Here is a 16,559-nt window from a genome sequence, read left to right on the forward strand (position 1 = left end):
GGGTGTAAATGTTTCTTTATGTATTTATATGGACCGCCAAGTGTTTCGGGTATTGATTTTGTCAAACGGAGCCAGCTCGCAATAAGCCCAGGGTTTGCCCTTGGTTTTCGCATTGCCTGCCTCTGGCGAGCCGGGTGCAGGCCGGTGGCATGATGCGGCCATGCCCGCCTGGATAGACACCCATTGCCACCTTGACGCCCCTGAATTCGATGCCGACCGCGATGCCGTGCGCGCGCAGGCGGCCGAGACAGGCGTTGCACATCTGGTGATACCGGCCGTGGCGCGCGAGCACTGGGACACGGTGGTGGCGCTGGCGCGGCGCCATGGCGACAGCTATGCGCTGGGCATCCATCCGCTGTACACGCCCAATGCCCGCGAGCAGGACATTGCCGCATTGCGCGAGACGCTGGCGCGGTTGCGCGGCGATGCGCAACTGGTGGCCGTGGGCGAGATCGGCCTGGACTTCTTCGTGCCCGGGCTGGATGCGGACCGGCAGATCTGGTTCTACGAGCAGCAGATCGCGCTGGCGCGCGAGTTCGACCTGCCCGTCATCCTGCATGTGCGCAAATCCAGTGACCGGCTGCTCAAGACCCTGCGCGCGCGGCCTGTGGCGGGCGGCATTGCCCATGCCTTCAACGGCAGCGTGCAGCAGGCCCAGGCCTTCATCGACCTGGGCTTCAAGCTGGGCTTTGGCGGGGCCGTGACCTATGACCGGGCGCTCAAGCTGCGCGAGCTGGCAGCCGCCCTGCCGCTGGATGCGCTGGTGCTGGAAACCGATGCCCCCGACATTCCGCCGCACTGGCTCTACACCACGGCCGGGCAGCGTGCCCAAGGCCAGGCCCAGGGCCGCAATACGCCGGCCGAGCTGGCACGCATTGCGGACGTGATTGCGCAGTTGCGCGGCATCACGCCCCAGGCCCTGGCCGAGGCCACGGGCCGCAACGCGCGTGCCGCGCTGCGCGGCCTGCCCGCCATGGCCTGAACCAGGCTGGAGCGGAACCTGAACCTGAGCGGTCTTGCCGCCCGCTGCCAGCAGCCCGGCGACCGCTGGGCGACAATGCCGGCCATGTCCTTGACCGTTCCCGACCTGCCGCCCCCCGGCGCCCCGCGCTGGCAGGGCCTGGCGCCGGTGGCCGATGCGCGGACCCGGGCCCTGGTGCTGGGCAGCTTTCCGGGCCTGCGATCGCTGCAACTGCAGCAGTACTATGCCCATCCGCAAAACCAGTTCTGGCCCTTGCTCCAGGCCCTGTGGCCCGGGCATCCGCAGCCCGGCCGCGACGACTATGCGGGCCGCTGCGAATGGCTGCTGGCCCGCGGCCTGGGCCTGTGGGACGTGTATGCCAGCTGCGAGCGCGAAGGCAGCCTGGACAGCGCCATACGCGCGGCCGAGGTGAATGATTTCGTGGCGCTGCGCACGCATTGCCCCCGACTGGCGCTGGCCCTGCACAACGGTGGCGAGAGCTACAAGCACGCTGGCCGCACGCAGGCCCTGGGCCTGGCCGCCGTGAAGCTGCCATCGACCAGCCCGGCCAACGCGAGCTGGAGTTTCGCGCGCAAGGTCCAGGCCTGGCGCGAGGCGCTGGCTGCCCATCAATTGCTCTGATTTTTTGACTGTTCCCGACGTGATACGCAAGACCCGCGGCGCCGCCAAGGCAGCCCCATCCTCTTCCTCCAGCGCCACCACCGCCGCAGACATCGAGCTGCCTGAAGTCAGCGTCTCTGACGATGGCGATGTGCGCCACCTGCACCTGGGCACGCCCTGGATCCAGGGCTCCATGCGCATACGCGAGCCGTTCGAGATCGAGCTCGAATACGTGCAGCGCATGATGGGCTGGCTGCTGTTCATGGAGCCCGCCAGCGTGGCTGGCCGCCATGCCATGCAGCTGGGCCTGGGCGCGGCCGCCATCACCAAGTTCTGCCACAAGAAGCTGCGCATGCGCACCACGGCCATCGAGCTGAACCCGCAGGTGCTGGCCGTGTGCCGCAGCTGGTTCAAGCTGCCGCCCGACAGCGACACGCTGCGCGTGGTGCTGGCCGATGCGGCCCAGGAAATCCGCAAGAGCCAGTGGCTGGGCACGGTCGATGCGCTGGCCGTTGATCTCTATGACCACGATGCGGCCGCGCCCGTGCTGGACAGCGCCGAGTTCTATGCCGACTGCCGCAATCTGCTGACCGAGGACGGCATCATGACCGTCAACCTGTTCGGCCGCACCTCCAGCTACGAGCGCAGCCTGGCGCGCATGGCCGAAGCCTTTGGCGAAGAGGCCATGTGGGCCTTCCGCCCCACGCGCGAGGGCAACACCGTGGTGCTGGCCCAGCGCACGCCGCGCGCGCTCGACCCCGTCGCGCTGCAGGCTGCCAGCGCCCAGGTGCAGGCCCGCTGGGACCTGCCCACGACGCGCTGGCCCAAGATCTTCGTGCGGCCCTGGTAGAGCGGGGCTGGTAGAGCGGGGCTTGCCGGGCAGGGCGGCCGGCAGGCTTACCATAGGGCGCAGTTCAGCTTCCGGCCCAACGCCATGTCCGATCCGACCTCCACCGCACAGCCCAAACCCGCCGTTGTTCCCAGCAATCCTTCGGGGCCCCTGGACTGGCGCAGGCTGGTGCAGTGGCTGCTGGCCGATGGCGTGATCACGGCCGAAGAGGCCCAGCGCACCGTGGCGCGCTGCTCGCAGGCCGAGAGCACCCAGCACCCGCTGGTCCGGCTGGCCAACGTGGGCGTGGCCCGCGCCGGCGACGGGCGCGCGCTGGACATTGAGGAGCTGACCCAGTACCTGGCAACCCGCAGCGGCATGGCCTACCTGCGCATCGACCCGCTGCGCGTGGATGCGGGCCGCGTCGGCGAAATCATGAGCGCCAGCTATGCCGAGCGCCACAAGGTGCTGCCCGTGCAGGTATCGCCGCAGGAAGTGGTGGTGGCCACGGCCGAGCCCTTCATCGACGACTGGGTGGCCGAGGTCGAGCGCCAGGCGCGCCGCAAGGTGCGCCGCGTGCTGGCCAGTCCGCTGGACCTCAAGCGCTACACGGGCGAATTCTTTGCGCTGGCCAAATCGGTGCGCGCAGCCGAGAAGGCGGGCGGCGCAGCCAGCGCGGCCAGCTTCGAGCAGCTGGTGGAGCTGGGCAACAGCAGCAAGCAGCTCGACGCCAATGACCAGGGCGTGGTGCGCGTGGTGGACTGGCTGTGGCAATACGCCTTCGACCAGCGCGCCAGCGACATCCACATGGAGCCCCGGCGCGAGCAGGGCGTGATCCGTTTTCGCATCGACGGCGTGCTCCACCCGGTCTACCAGGTGCCCATGGGCGTGCTCAATGCCATGGTCTCGCGCGTGAAGCTGCTGGGGCGCATGGACGTGGTGGAAAAGCGCCGCCCGCAGGATGGCCGCATCAAGACCCGCAACCCGCGCGGTGACGAGGTGGAAATGCGCCTGTCCACGCTGCCCACGGCCTTTGGCGAGAAGCTGGTGATGCGGATCTTCGATCCCGACAACACGGTCAAGGACCTGGATGCACTGGGCTTCACCAGCCATGACGCCCAGCGCTGGAACGAGCTGGTGCGCCGCCCGCACGGCATCATCCTCGTGACCGGGCCCACGGGCTCGGGCAAGACCACCACGCTGTACTCCACGCTCAAGCGGGTGGCCACGGAGGCGGTCAATGTCAGCACCGTGGAAGACCCGATCGAAATGATCGAGCCCAGCTTCAACCAGACCCAGGTGCAGCCTCAGCTGGACTTCGGCTTTACCGAGGGACTGCGCTCGCTGATGCGCCAGGACCCGGACATCATCATGGTGGGCGAAATCCGCGACCTGGCCACCGCCGAAATGGCCGTGCAGGCCGCGCTGACCGGCCACCTGGTGTTCTCCACGCTGCACACCAACGATGCGCCCAGCGCCGTGAGCCGGCTGATGGAGCTGGGCGTGCCGCCCTACCTGATCAATGCCACGCTGCTCGGTGTGCTGGCCCAGCGCCTGGTGCGCACGCTGTGCCCGCAGTGCAAGCAGCGCGACGAGGAGACCTCGGCCGCCACGCTGGCCGAGGCCGTGCGGCCCTGGAAACTGTCAGGCAGCTACCAGCCCTACAAGCCCGTGGGCTGCGTGGAGTGCCGCATGACGGGCTTTCGCGGGCGCATGGGCCTGTACGAGCTGCTGACCGTGAGCGAGGCGCTCAAGCAGCAGGTCCACACCTCGCCTTCCATGGATGCGCTGCGCCGCCAGGCCGTGCAGGACGGCATGCGCCCGCTGCGCCTGGCAGGTGCCCTGCGCGTGGCCGAAGGCGTGACCACGCTGGACGAGGTCATGGCCAGCACGCCCTTGCTGGGATGATGGGCAGTCGATTGGTGGGTTGGAGCGTGAGTGCCTGCTCTGGCGCAGGCCTTTGACATGGATGGATCGGGTGCCCCGTGCTGGCACCTTTTTTCATTCATGCGGGTAGGACATGAGGGTATGCCCTTTGTAGGTGGAATCCACATCCAGACACAGTTTTTCTGAACGCAAAATCGCCGGGTCGTGATTCCGTAAGGAGACATTCTCGTGAAAATCAAGAGTCAGAAAGACTTTTTTTCGGGCGTGATGTTTTTGGTTATCGGCCTCGCTTTTGCGATCGGCGCTACCAACTACACCGTCGGCACCGGTGCCCGCATGGGCCCGGGCTACTTCCCGCTGATCCTGGGTGTGCTGATGTCCATTCTGGGCACGGCCATCTGCTTCACCGGCCTGACCAAGGGTCCTTCGGGCGGTGACAAGATCGGCAAGTGGGCGTGGAAGCAAGTGTTCTTCGTCCTGGCTGCGAACTTCGCGTTCGGCGTACTGCTGGTCGGCGTTCCCAATCTGGGCATTCCCCAGTTCGGTCTGATCGTCGCCATCTACGCGCTGGTGTTCATCGCCAGCCTGGGCGGTCATAGCTTCAAGTTCAAGGAAGTGGCAATTCTGTCCACCGTCCTTGCTGTGGGCAGCTATGTGGCCTTCGTGTGGGCACTGAATCTTCAGTTCCCCGTCTGGCCCAGCTTCATCACCGGTTAAGCAGGAGCATCGTCCGTGGAACTTTTTCAGAACCTGGCGACCGGCTTCGGCGTCGCCTTCACTTTCCAGAACCTGATCTACTGCTTCGTCGGCTGTCTGCTCGGTACGCTCATCGGCGTGCTTCCAGGCATCGGCCCCGTGGCAACGATCGCCATGCTGCTGCCAGCAACCTACGCCCTGCCTCCGGTGGCGGCGCTGATCATGCTGGCCGGTATTTACTACGGTGCGCAGTACGGTGGCTCGACCACCGCCATTTTGGTGAACCTGCCTGGTGAATCCTCGTCCGTGGTGACCGTGATCGACGGCTACCAGATGGCAAGAAAGGGGCGAGCGGGACCCGCTCTCGCTGCCGCAGGCATAGGCTCGTTCTTCGCAGGTTGCGTGGGCACCGTGATCCTGGCCGCCTTCGCGCCTCCGCTGACGGAAGTCGCCTTCAAGTTCGGCCCTGCCGAGTACTTCTCCCTGATGACCCTGGGCCTGATCGGCGCCGTGGTGCTGGCTTCGGGCTCGCTGCTCAAGGCCATTGCCATGATCGTGCTGGGCCTGCTGCTGGGCATGGTCGGCACCGACGTGAACTCCGGCGTTGCCCGCTACAGCTTCGACATTCCCGAGCTGACCGACGGTATCGACTTCGTCGTGATCGCCATGGGTGTGTTCGGCTACGGCGAAATCATTGCCAACCTGTCCAAGCCTGAAGACGAGCGCGAAGTGTTCGCCGCCAAGGTGACGGGCCTGATGCCCACGAAGGAAGACTTCAAGCACATGATTCCGGCCATGCTGCGCGGCACGGCCCTGGGTTCTGCCCTGGGTATCCTGCCCGGTGGCGGTGCCATGCTGTCGGCCTTTGCTGCCTACACGATCGAGAAGAAGACCAAGCTCAAGCCGGGCGAAGTCCCCTTCGGTCAAGGCAACATCCGCGGCGTGTGCGCTCCCGAGTCGGCCAACAACGCCGGTTCGCAGACCTCCTTCATCCCGCTGCTGACGCTGGGCATTCCGCCCAACGCCGTGATGGCGCTGATGGTGGGCGCGATGACCATCCACAACATCCAGCCGGGCCCGCAGGTGATGACCAGCAACCCCGAGCTGTTCTGGGGCCTGATCGCCTCGATGTGGATCGGCAACCTGATGCTGATCGTGCTGAACCTGCCGCTGATCGGCATCTGGATCAAGCTGCTGACCGTGCCCTACCGCTGGCTGTTCCCGTCCATCGTGCTGTTCTGCGCGATCGGCGTGTACGGTACCAACAACAACACCTGGGACGTGTGGATGGTGGGTATCTTCGGCTTCGTGGGCTATGTGTTCCACAAGCTGGGCACCGAACCGGCTCCCTTGCTGCTGGGCTTCATCCTGGGCCCGATGATGGAAGAGAACCTGCGCCGGGCGCTGCTGCTGTCGCGTGGCGACTGGAGCGTGTTCGTGACCCGTCCGATCTCGGCCGGCCTGCTGCTCGCCGCCGTGGTGCTGCTGGTGGTGGTGCTGATGCCTGCAGTGAAGAACAAGCGCGAAGAAGCATTCGTAGAGGATTGATCGCCTCAGCGTTGCAACCATGTTGCTTGACGGCCCTTCGGGGCCGTTTTTTTTTTGGTCAACAAGCGATCCCGGTGGAAAGCTGTTGATCCCGGATGCCTGGGAGCCGACGCGCCCGTGACTGCACAATAGCGCGCAGTCTTTCGAGGTCACGATGTCCCCACTACTGTCATCCCAGCACCCGCAGCGCGTGCTGCTGCACAACGAGATCCACGCCCGCCCGGCCGAGGAGATGCAGGCGCCGCTGGCCATCACCCATGTGGTGATGCTCACCGATGCGGCCCAGCGCGAGGCCAGCCGCGCCCATGTGGCCACCCTGCTGCGCAACCACCACCTGCCGCCGCCCGATGCGGCGACCACCCATGTGCTGATCGACCTGGGCGCCTTCCACCTGCGCTGGGAACTGCACACGGAGTTCGTCTGCTGGACCTTCAGCAAGCCCATGTCGCAGGCCGGCATGGACGATGTGCGCGAGCCCGAAGCCGCCATCGACTACGTGCCGCGCGACTGGCTGGCGGCCTTGCCCGGCCAGTGCCTGAGCGGCCTGCACCTGTGGGCCTTGCAGGAGCAGGCGGTCAATGAGCCGCATCTGGTGCGCCACCTGCTGCAGGAAGACACGCTGGTGGGTGCGCGCGTGGCCGGCGATGCGGGCAAGGTCTACACCGACTTCGCCATCCATGCCGATGGCTTCTCGCGCATGCTGCTGCTGGCCGGCGAGTCATTGTCGCCACGCCGCCTGGGGCGGCTGGTGCAGCGGCTGCTGGAGATCGAGACCTACCGCATGGCGGCCCTGCTGGGCCTGCCGGCAGCCCGCCAGGCCGCTGCCGTACTGGCCACGGCCGAGCGGGATCTTGCGGCCCTGGCCCATTCCATCCGGCTTGCCGACCGCGATGCCGAGCCGGCACTGCTGGACCGGCTGACACGCCTGGCCGGGCAGGTGGAGAGCGAATACGCCACCACGCATTCGCGCTTTTCCGCCAGCGCGGCCTATTTCGAACTGGTGGACAAGCGCATTCAGGACATCCAGGAATCGCGCATCGACGGCATACAGACCATCCGCGAGTTCATGGACCGGCGCCTGACGCCGGCGCGCAGCACCTGCGAATGGGCAGCGCGGCGGCAGAACGCGCTGTCCGAGCGCGTCTCGCGCGTCAGCAGCCTGCTGCGCACGCGGGTGGAGATCGAGCAGCAGCAAAGCAGCCAGCAGTTGCTGGGCGCCATGAACCAGCGCCAGGACATGCAGTTGAAGTTGCAGTCCACGGTGGAGGGCCTGTCCGTGGCCGCCATCACCTACTACTTCACGGGCCTGATCAGCTACCTGGCCAAGGGCGCCAAGACGCTGGGCTGGCCCTGGTCGCCGGAGAGCACGGCCGCCGTCGCCATTCCCGTGGTGGCACTGGGCGTATGGTGGTCGCTGCGCAGGCTGCACCACAGATTGTTCCGTGGCCAGCACGGGTCCGGCACGCACTGAAGGGAGCTCCCGCAGCCCCGCCCATGCGCCTGTGTTCCCCAGCAGCGGCGTTTTCGCGTTTTCACACGTTTGGCGTGAAAGCATCGAAGCCTCGCGCACAATGTGCGCTGCCGTTCTGCAAGGATCGAGCAAGGCTTTTTTTGTTCAGGAGTGAGACATGGATCTGGGAATCGCGGGCAAGTGGGCCCTGGTATGTGGCGCCAGCAAGGGCCTGGGCTTTGGCTGTGCCAAGGCGCTGGCGCAAGAGGGCGTGAACCTGGTGATCAATGCGCGCAATCCCGAGGCACTGCAGGAGGCTGCGGCCAGCCTTGCCGCCCTGGCGCCGCAGGTGAAGGTGCTGGCCGTGGCGGCCGACATCACCACCGAGGAAGGCCGCGCCGCCGTGCTGTCGGCAGCCGGTGGCCCGGGCGTGGATTTCGACATTGTCGTCACCAATGCCGGCGGCCCGCCGCCCGGTGATTTCCGCGACTGGGACCGCGCGGCCTGGCTCAAGGCCGTGGACGCCAACATGCTCACGCCCATCGAGCTGATCAAGGCCACGGTGGACGGCATGGCGGCGCGCGGATTCGGCCGCATCGTCAACATCACCTCCAGCGCCGTGAAGGCGCCCATCGACATCCTGGGCCTGTCCAATGGCGCGCGCAGCGGCCTCACGGGCTTTGTGGCGGGCCTGGCGCGCAGTGGCATCGCGGCCAAGGGCGTGACCATCAACAACCTGCTGCCCGGCAAGTTCGACACCGATCGCCTGCGCACCACCTTCACGGCCGCCGCCAACAAGAGCGGCAAGAGCCTGGACGATGTGCGCCTGGTGCAGCAATCCCAGGTGCCGGCCCGCCGCTTCGGCACGCCCGATGAATTCGGTGCCATCTGCGCCTTCCTGTGCAGCGCGCACGCGGGCTACATGACGGGTCAGAACATCCTGCCCGACGGCGGCCTGTACGCAGGAACCTTCTGATGCGCCCGTGCACTGCCTCCATGAACGGGTCCAGGGCCGGCAAGGCCCGGGAAATGGTCCCTTGCATGGTTGCGCAGTGCCGAGCGGTCCATGGGCAGGTGCAGCCTTGACAGTCCCGTTCCTGCATCGTGGCCAGCGGCCTTGCCGCAGCCTGCCCATTCCAAACGCCATGCAGGGAGCCCGGAGATGACGGGCCAGCCCCATCAGACGGACTGGGCGGCGGCCGACCCCGTCCGCGCGCCCGGCCCGGCAGCGGCCGCAAGCCCTGCGCGCATGCGCCATACCCTGGCGCTGATGCTGGTGCTGCTGACGGTGGCCCTGGCGGCCGCCATGGTCTGGCTGCTCAGCGGCATGCGGACCACGGCGCAGGAAGAGGCTTCGCTGCGCCTGGTGCGCTTTGTGCTGGGCACCGAGGCGGCCATCAGCCGCAGCCTGGAATCCCTGGACGCCCTGGCGCTGGGCGTGGACGAACTGCTGGGTTCGCGCAACCCCGCATCGGCATCGCAGCCGCAACTGCAGGAAATGCTGCACACCATGGTGCGGCAGAACACGCTGGCGCAGCGCGCCTCGGTGCACGATATCCAGGGCCGGGAACTGGCCGCTTCGGGCGATGGCCCGGTCATCGACCTGCCTGCGCAGGCCTGGGAGCGCCTGGCGGGCCAAAGCCGCTCCGAATTGCTGGCAAGTCCACCCTCCGTCGCGCCGCAGGTGCCGGGTGGCGAGCGCATGCTGTACCTTGTGCGGCCCCTGAGCCGGGCGGAGCAGGGCGGCTATGTGCTGATGCAGGTGCCGGCTGCGGCGCTGGGCGCCGTGCTGGCCCAGGGCGGTGTGCTGGATGGCCTGGAGGTCACGCTGGAGCAGGGCAGCGGCGAGCTGCTGCTGTCCATGCCCCAGTATGGCGATGTCGCCGCTGTGCGGCTGCTGCCGACGACGTCGCAGCTGCCGTCCAGCGGCGTCATGCACATGGCCGCACGCCTGAGCCGCGTGCCTGCCCTGGTGGCTGCGCATCCGCTGCCCAAGGGACATCTGTGGGTCACGGCCAGCCTGCCCATGTCCTCCGTGCTGGCCGGCTGGCGCGTGGCTGCCTGGCTGATGGTGCTGGCCGTGATGATCTTCGGCGTGCTGCTGGCCGTGCTGGGCTGGACCGTGCACCGCTACATGGACCGCCTGCATGCCGCGCGGCGCCAGGCCCAGCGGTCCGAGCAGTGGCTGGACCAGGCGCTGGACAGCATGGTTAGCGGCTTTCTGCTGCTGGATTCGCAGCAGCGCGTGCTGCGCTGGAACCGCTGCTACGAGGAAATGTTCCCCTGGCACGCGGACCAGCTGGAGCCTGGGCGGCCCCTGCAATCGCTGCTCGATTCCTGCCCCAGCGCCGTGGGTCTGGCGGCGGCGCCGGCGCAGGCCGACGAGGCCAAGGACCTGCACCGCCAACTGGTGCTGCGGCCTGGCGTGCCCTTTGAGCAGCAACTGCCCAGCGGCCGCTTTGTCCAGATGACGGCACGGCTGGCCGCCGAGGACGGCGTGGTCATCACCTACAACGATGTCACCGATATCCGGCTGGCCACCGCCGAGATCGAGAGCCTGGCCTTCTACGATCCGCTGACCAGCCTGCCCAATCGCCGCCTGCTGCTGGACCGCCTGGCCCAGGCCACGGTGCTGGCCGCACGCGAAGGCTGGACCGGGGCGCTGCTGTTCCTGGACCTGGACCAGTTCAAGATGCTCAATGACACGCTGGGCCACGAAGTGGGCGACCAGCTGCTGCAGCAGGTGGCGCACCGCCTGCGCAGCGCCGTGCGATCTTCGGACACGGTGGCGCGCCTTGGGGGGGATGAGTTCGTGGTCATGCTCTGCGAGCTGTCGCACGAGCCTGCCGAGGCGGCCACGCTGGCCCAGCGCATTGGCGAGAAGATCCTGGCGCGGCTCAACCAGTCCTATGTGCTGGGCGCCCACCTGCACCGCAGCGCCTGCAGCATTGGCGCCACGCTGTTCGGCCGCCAGCCGCAGTCGGCGGCCGAGCTGCTCAAGCAGGCCGACATCGCCATGTACCAGATCAAGGCGCGCAACGGCAGCGGCCTGTGCTTCTTCGATCCGCAGATGCAGGTGGAAATCCACCAGCGCGTGCGCATGGAAGGCGACCTGCGCCAGGCCCTGGCGCAGTCCCAGTTCGAGCTGCACTACCAGCCCCAGTTCACGCTGGCCGGCGAGGTCATAGGCGCCGAAGCCCTGCTGCGCTGGCGCCACCCCGAACGCGGCCTGGTGCCGCCCGGCATGTTCATTGCCGTGGCCGAGGAAAGCGAGATCATCGTGCCGCTGGGCATGTGGGTGATCCGCACGGCCTGCGAGCAACTGGCGATCTGGCAAAAGGATGCGCGGCTGCGCCATCTGCAGGTGGCCGTGAATGTCAGTGCCCGCCAGTTCCGGCACCAGGACTTCGCCTCCCAGGTCATCGAGCAGGTGCGCAATGCCGGCATTGCGCCCCATCTGCTCAAGCTGGAGCTGACCGAGTCGCTGGTGATCGAGAACGTGCAGGAGTCCATCGACAAGATGAAGCAGCTGCGCAGCCATGGCGTGTGCTTTTCCATGGACGACTTCGGCACCGGTCACTCCTCGCTGACCTATCTCACCCAGCTGCCGCTGAACCAGCTCAAGATCGACCAGTCCTTCGTGCGCCACCTGGGCTTGCGCCATACCGATGACGTGATCGTGCAGACCATCATCGGCATGGCGCGCAACCTGAACCTGGATGTGATCGCCGAAGGCGTGGAGACCCTGGAGCAGCGCGCCCTGCTCGCGCACTACGGCTGCGAATACTTCCAGGGCTACCTGTTCAGCCCGCCCGTGCCCATACGCGCGTTCGAGCAGTTGCTGGCCAAGGTGCCCGTGCGCACCGTGGCGCATGGCCTGCCAAAGGCTATGCCCGGCGCGAAGACACCATGATGCCGCCCACGATGAGCGCGAAGGCCAGCCCGTGGTACAGCTGCGGCGTCTGGCCCAGCAGCGGAATGGACAGCAAGGCGGTGAACAGGGGCATCAGATTGCCGAAGAAGCCCGCCACCGCAGGGCTGCTGCGCTGCACGCCCAGGCCCCAGAAGCGATAGGCCAGGATGGCTGGCCCGATGGCGATGAACAGCAGGGCGCCCAGCAGCGGCCACCCTGCCTGAAGGTGAAAATGTCCCGATGCGGCCTCCAGTCCCGTGAACAGGCCGGACCACATCAGGCCGAAGACCATCTGTGCCAGCAGAAAGCCCGACCAGTCCGCGCGCAGCTGTCCTGACACGCTGGTCCTGGACAGCAGCCACGTATAGAAGGCCCACAGGATCGTGGCCAGCACCATGAACAGGTCGCCCGGCACCAGCTGCAGCTGGCGCAGCACCTGCGGATCGCCGCGCGACAGCACCACGGCCACGCCCAGCACCGACAGCGCGGCCCCCAGCAACTGGCGGCGGCTCACGGCAATGCCCCAGCAGATGCGGCCCACGGCCAGCATCCACACCGGCATGCTGGAGCCGACCAGGGTGGCATTCAGCGGCGTCGATGTTTTCAGCGCCAGGTACAGCAGGGCGTTGTAGCAGCCGATGCCCAGCAATCCCAGCAGCGCGAACTGGCGCCACTGCGGCCAGACGGAGCTGTCCCGGCGCAGCACCCATCCCGCCAGCGGCAGCAGCAGCATGAAGGCAATGGCCCAGCGCAGGAAATTCAGCGCGAAGGGCGAGATCAGGTCATGGACCATGCGGCCCACGATGGCATTGCCGGCCCACAGCAGCGGCGGCAGCGTCAGGATGGCGGCGGTGGAAGGCTTCAGCGGCTGGCTCATCGGGATCATCCGGCTTTCGGGCTCGCCACTATAGGCGTTGCGCGCTCTTTGCGCCGGCCATGCGTTGCCGTGTTCCGCGAGGCGGGCCGAAACATGGCACGATGCCGCTCTTGTCGCTTTTTGCAGGAGTGCTCCCATGGGTATTGCAGTGCAGATCCGCCACAACGGCGGCCCCGAAGTCCTGGAGCTGGTGCAGGTCGCCGTGGGCGAGCCCGGGCCAGGCGAGGTACGCATACGCCACCATGCGGTGGGCCTGAACTTCATCGATGTGTACCAGCGCTCGGGCCTGTACTCGCTGCCCATGCCCTTGAGCCTGGGCATGGAAGGCGCAGGCGTGGTCGAGGCCGTGGGGGCCGGCGTGCAGCACCTGGGCGTGGGCGATCGCGTGGCCTATGCCAGCAATCCTCCGGGCAGCTACAGCGAAGTGCGCGTCATGCCCGCCATGTGCGTGTGCCGCCTGCCCGATGCCATTGCGTTCGAGACGGCCGCCGCCATGATGCTCAAGGGCCTGACCGCCCAGTACCTGCTCAAGAAATGCATTCCGGTCGAGGGCCTGGCACCGGGTGATGCCGTGCTGTTCCATGCGGCGGCCGGTGGCGTGGGCCTGATCGCCTGCCAATGGGCCAGGGCCCTGGGCCTGCAGCTCATCGCCACCGCGGGCTCGGACGAGAAGTGCGCGCTTGCCCTGGCCAACGGTGCAGCCCATGCCATCAACTACCGCAGCGAGAACTTCGCCGAGCGCGTGCAGGAGATCACGGGCGGCCAGGGTGTGAAGGTGGTCTACGACAGCGTGGGCAAGGACACCTGGGAAGGCTCGCTGGCCTGCCTGCGGCGCTTCGGCCTGTTGGTGAGCTTCGGCAACGCCTCGGGCCCCGTGGCGCCTTTCGCTCCTGCCGTGCTCGCGGCCAAGTCGCTGTATGTGACGCGCCAGACCCTGTTCTCCCACATCACCAGCCGCGAGGCCACCCAGGCGATGGCCGACGATCTGTTCGCCGTGGTGGAAAGCGGTGCCGTGAAGATCCATATCGACCAGCGCTATCCGCTGGCCGAGGTGCGCCAGGCGCACCTGGACCTGGAGGCGCGCAAGACCACGGGCTCCACCATCCTGCTGCCATGAGTGTGTCAAAGCACCTTGCCGACCCGGCCGTGCAGGCCTGGCTGTGCCGCCTGCGCGCCGACACGCGCCAGCCCGCGCTGCAGCCGCGCCGGCCGTTGCTGGTGGCGGGGCAGGAAACAGGTTCGCTGGAAGACGGCCTGGCCGCGCTGCTGCCGGACGATGTGATGCATGCCCACGGCGTGGCACTGTGCCTGCAGGCCGGCCAATGGCATCTGCAAGGCCAGGGCGATGCCACGGTCCTGCTCAACGCCCTGGCCCGGGTGCTGCGTGCCACGGGCCACAGCGGCCCCTGGCGCGATGAGCAACTGGCCGTGTGCAACGTCCAGGGCCAGCGCATTGCCACCGTGGAGCGCGGCGCCGTGCGCCCGCTGGGCATTGCCACCCAGGCCGTGCACCTGGTGGGCGAGACGGCCGATGGCCGCATCTGGGTGCAGCAGCGCGCCGACAACAAGCCCACCAACCCCGGCATGTGGGACACGCTGATGGGCGGCATGGTGGCCGCGTGCGATACCGTGGCCGAGGCCGTGGAGCGTGAAACCTGGGAAGAGGCCGGCCTGCGCGTGGCCGAGCTGCAGGGCCTGCGCCATGGCGGCCATGTGCTGTTCGAGCGCCCCAGTGACGAGGCCGAGGGCCGGGGCTTCATGCGCGAGCGCATCGACTGGTTCAGCGCCACCGTGCCGCCGGCGCTGGAGCCCGGCAACCAGGATGGCGAGGTCCAGGCCTTTGCGCTGATCGAGCGCGACCAGCTCGTCGAATGGCTGCTGCAGGGCCGCTTCACGCCCGAGGCCACCCAGGTGCTGGTGGCCTGGCTGGGCTGGTGAAACGCTTCAGCGCGCCGTCTTGTTCAGTGCCGATTCCTTGAGCCGGCTGGGCGCCAGGGCGCCGGCCGATTCGAGGATGGGGTAGGCCACCGAGCACAGCAGCGAGTTGATGCGCTTGAGATCGCTGATCAGGTCGATGTGCAGCGAGCTGGTCTCTATGCTGGAGACGGTGTTGTCGGAAAGGCGCGCCAGGTGGGTGGCCGAGTAGGCCAGCTCCAGGTCGCGGAAACGCGCCTTTTCCTCCAGCAGCTTCTGCGCTTCGCGCACATTGCCGTTGAGGAACACGCTCATTGCCAGGCGCAGATTGTCCAGCAGGTGGTGCAGCAGCTCGCGGATCTCCTGCGTGCCGGCCTCGGAGAACTGGCGGCCCTTCTTGATCTTCTTGTCCTCGATGTCCAGCAGAACGCGCTCGATGATGTCGCCGATCTGCTCCATGTTGATGGTGAAGCTGATGATTTCCGTCCAGCGCTGGCCCTCGCGCTCATCCAGTTCGGCGCGCGAGATCTTGGTCATGTAGTACTTGATGGCCGAGTACAGATCGTCCACCGTGCCTTCAAGCTCGCGCAGTTCCTGGGACAGCTTGAGGTCGTCGGTCTCCAGCACCCGCTGCATGCCGATCAGCATGGACTCGACCATGTCGGCCTGGTGCAGGGCCTCGCGCGCGGCGCAGGAAATGGCCAGCGATGGCGTGCTCAGCGCCGAGGGGTCGAGGTGGCGCGGGCGCAGCAGGCTGGTGGAGCTGGCCTCGGGCTTGGGCAGCAAGGCCGTCACCCAGCGCGCCACGGTCTGCGTGAGGCCGATGAAGCACAGGCTGTTGAAGATGTTGAAGGCCAGGTGGAACAGCACGATGTTCTGGCCCTTGCCGTCGATCATCGGCATCACGTAGGTGGCCCACAGCCCCAGGAAGGGCGCGACGATGGCCACCCCCATGATCTTGAACAGCATGTTGCCGATGGTGACCTGGCGCACTTCGGTGCTGGACTTGGCCGTGGTCAGCACGGCCACCAGGCCGCTACCGATATTGGCGCCCAGCGTCAGGCCCAGTGCCACTTCCATGGGAATCGCGCCCGAGCTGGCCATGGCCGCGATCAGCAGCACGATGGCCAGGCTGGAATAGGCCATCACGGCCAGCAGCGCACCCAGCAGCAACTCCATGAAGATATCGCTGGTGACCGAGCCCAGCAGGGTGCGCACGGCGGGGGCTTCCAGCAGCGGCTCGGTGGCCTCGACCACCAGGCGCAGCGCCAGCAGCATCACGCCCAGGCCGATCAGCACGCGGCCTATGCGCCCGGCCGTGGTGTCCTGGCGGGTGATGAACAGCACCACGCCCACGAAGATGAAAAGCGGCGACAGCCAGGACAGGTCGGTGGAGAACAGCACGGCCATCAGCGCCGTGCCCACGTCGGCGCCGCGCATCACGGCCAGCGCGGCCGGCAGCGAGATCAGGCCCTGGCCCACGAAGGCCGAGGTCATCAGCGAGGTGGCCGTGCTCGACTGCACCAGCGCAGTCACACCCAAACCCGACAGCGCAGCCGAGAAACGGTTGCTCATGCTGTGGGCGAGCAGGTCGCGCAGGTTGGCGCCGAACACCCGCAGCACGCCGGTGCGGACCATGTGCGTGCCCCAGACCAGCAGGGCGATGGCGGCCAGTAGATTGAGTAAGTGCTTCATGTGCTGTGAGCGGAGAAGCGGACCAATATAACCCCGGTCCCGGCTTGCGCGCAGGAGAGTCGGCCGCATGAGCGCACAGTTTGGTGCGAAATAAAGAAAATTGTAGAAATAAAACGAATCAAAAAGAATTTCGGTTGACCAAAAACGCACTCAGGAAAACCCGAGGAG

13 protein-coding genes are annotated in these 16,559 nt (G+C 67.0%); 11 read left to right on the plus strand and 2 right to left on the minus strand.

All coding sequences use genetic code 11. The annotated features are described in order from the left end of the window. Positions 1–160 precede the first annotated feature (160 nt). The 9 genes from DELCS14_RS06080 to DELCS14_RS06120 all read left to right on the plus strand — a co-directional run bounded on the left by DELCS14_RS06080 (position 161) and on the right by DELCS14_RS06120 (position 11,905). Positions 161–982 (plus strand): TatD family hydrolase, encoded by an 822-nt coding sequence (locus DELCS14_RS06080; protein ID WP_013800887.1) that lies wholly within the window; start codon positions 161–163, stop codon positions 980–982. Positions 983–1,057: 75 nt separating this feature from the next. Continuing rightward, entirely contained in the window at positions 1,058–1,603 is a 546-nt protein-coding gene (locus DELCS14_RS06085) for a DNA-deoxyinosine glycosylase (RefSeq protein WP_013800888.1), read from the plus strand. A gap of 19 nt (positions 1,604–1,622) precedes the next feature. After that, entirely contained in the window at positions 1,623–2,432 is an 810-nt protein-coding gene (locus DELCS14_RS06090) for a hypothetical protein (protein WP_013800889.1), read from the plus strand. A gap of 84 nt (positions 2,433–2,516) precedes the next feature. Beyond that, the gene (locus DELCS14_RS06095; RefSeq protein ID WP_013800890.1) at positions 2,517–4,319 is read left to right on the plus strand and encodes a GspE/PulE family protein; all 1,803 of its coding nucleotides are present in this window, start codon (positions 2,517–2,519) and stop codon (positions 4,317–4,319) included. Positions 4,320–4,526: 207 nt separating this feature from the next. Further along, a complete protein-coding gene (locus DELCS14_RS06100; RefSeq protein ID WP_013800891.1) occupies positions 4,527–5,015 on the plus strand; it encodes a tripartite tricarboxylate transporter TctB family protein in 489 nt (162 codons plus the stop codon). Positions 5,016–5,030: 15 nt separating this feature from the next. Next, complete coding sequence (locus DELCS14_RS06105) at positions 5,031–6,542, plus strand: tripartite tricarboxylate transporter permease (protein ID WP_012207191.1); 1,512 nt, start codon at positions 5,031–5,033, stop codon at positions 6,540–6,542. A 154-nt stretch (positions 6,543–6,696) separates the two neighbouring features. Next, entirely contained in the window at positions 6,697–8,013 is a 1,317-nt protein-coding gene (locus DELCS14_RS06110) for a DUF3422 domain-containing protein (protein WP_013800892.1), read from the plus strand. 157 nt (positions 8,014–8,170) lie between these two features. After that, the gene (locus tag DELCS14_RS06115; RefSeq protein WP_013800893.1) at positions 8,171–8,968 is read left to right on the plus strand and encodes an SDR family oxidoreductase; all 798 of its coding nucleotides are present in this window, start codon (positions 8,171–8,173) and stop codon (positions 8,966–8,968) included. A 186-nt stretch (positions 8,969–9,154) separates the two neighbouring features. After that, a complete protein-coding gene (locus DELCS14_RS06120) occupies positions 9,155–11,905 on the plus strand; it encodes an EAL domain-containing protein (protein ID WP_013800894.1) in 2,751 nt (916 codons plus the stop codon). On the opposite strand, the gene DELCS14_RS06125 is transcribed toward DELCS14_RS06120, so the two are convergent. After that, entirely contained in the window at positions 11,880–12,782 is a 903-nt protein-coding gene (locus DELCS14_RS06125) for a DMT family transporter (protein WP_013800895.1), read from the minus strand. The genes DELCS14_RS06120 and DELCS14_RS06125 overlap by 26 nt on opposite strands. Positions 12,783–12,918: 136 nt before the next feature. Between DELCS14_RS06125 and DELCS14_RS06130 the strand changes: the two genes are divergently transcribed. Further along, complete coding sequence (locus tag DELCS14_RS06130) at positions 12,919–13,899, plus strand: quinone oxidoreductase (protein ID WP_013800896.1); 981 nt, start codon at positions 12,919–12,921, stop codon at positions 13,897–13,899. Continuing rightward, a complete protein-coding gene (locus DELCS14_RS06135; RefSeq protein ID WP_013800897.1) occupies positions 13,896–14,720 on the plus strand; it encodes an NUDIX domain-containing protein in 825 nt (274 codons plus the stop codon). The genes DELCS14_RS06130 and DELCS14_RS06135 overlap by 4 nt, the downstream gene beginning before the upstream one ends. A gap of 6 nt (positions 14,721–14,726) precedes the next feature. Here the strand turns inward: DELCS14_RS06135 and DELCS14_RS06140 are convergent, their stop codons facing one another. Beyond that, on the minus strand, positions 14,727–16,391 hold the full coding sequence (locus DELCS14_RS06140) for a Na/Pi cotransporter family protein (RefSeq protein WP_013800898.1): 1,665 nt from the start codon (positions 16,389–16,391) through the stop codon (positions 14,727–14,729). Positions 16,392–16,559 lie beyond the last annotated feature (168 nt).

This window comes from Delftia sp. Cs1-4 (assembly GCF_000214395.1).
Taxonomy (GTDB): domain Bacteria; phylum Pseudomonadota; class Gammaproteobacteria; order Burkholderiales; family Burkholderiaceae_C; genus Comamonas; species Comamonas acidovorans.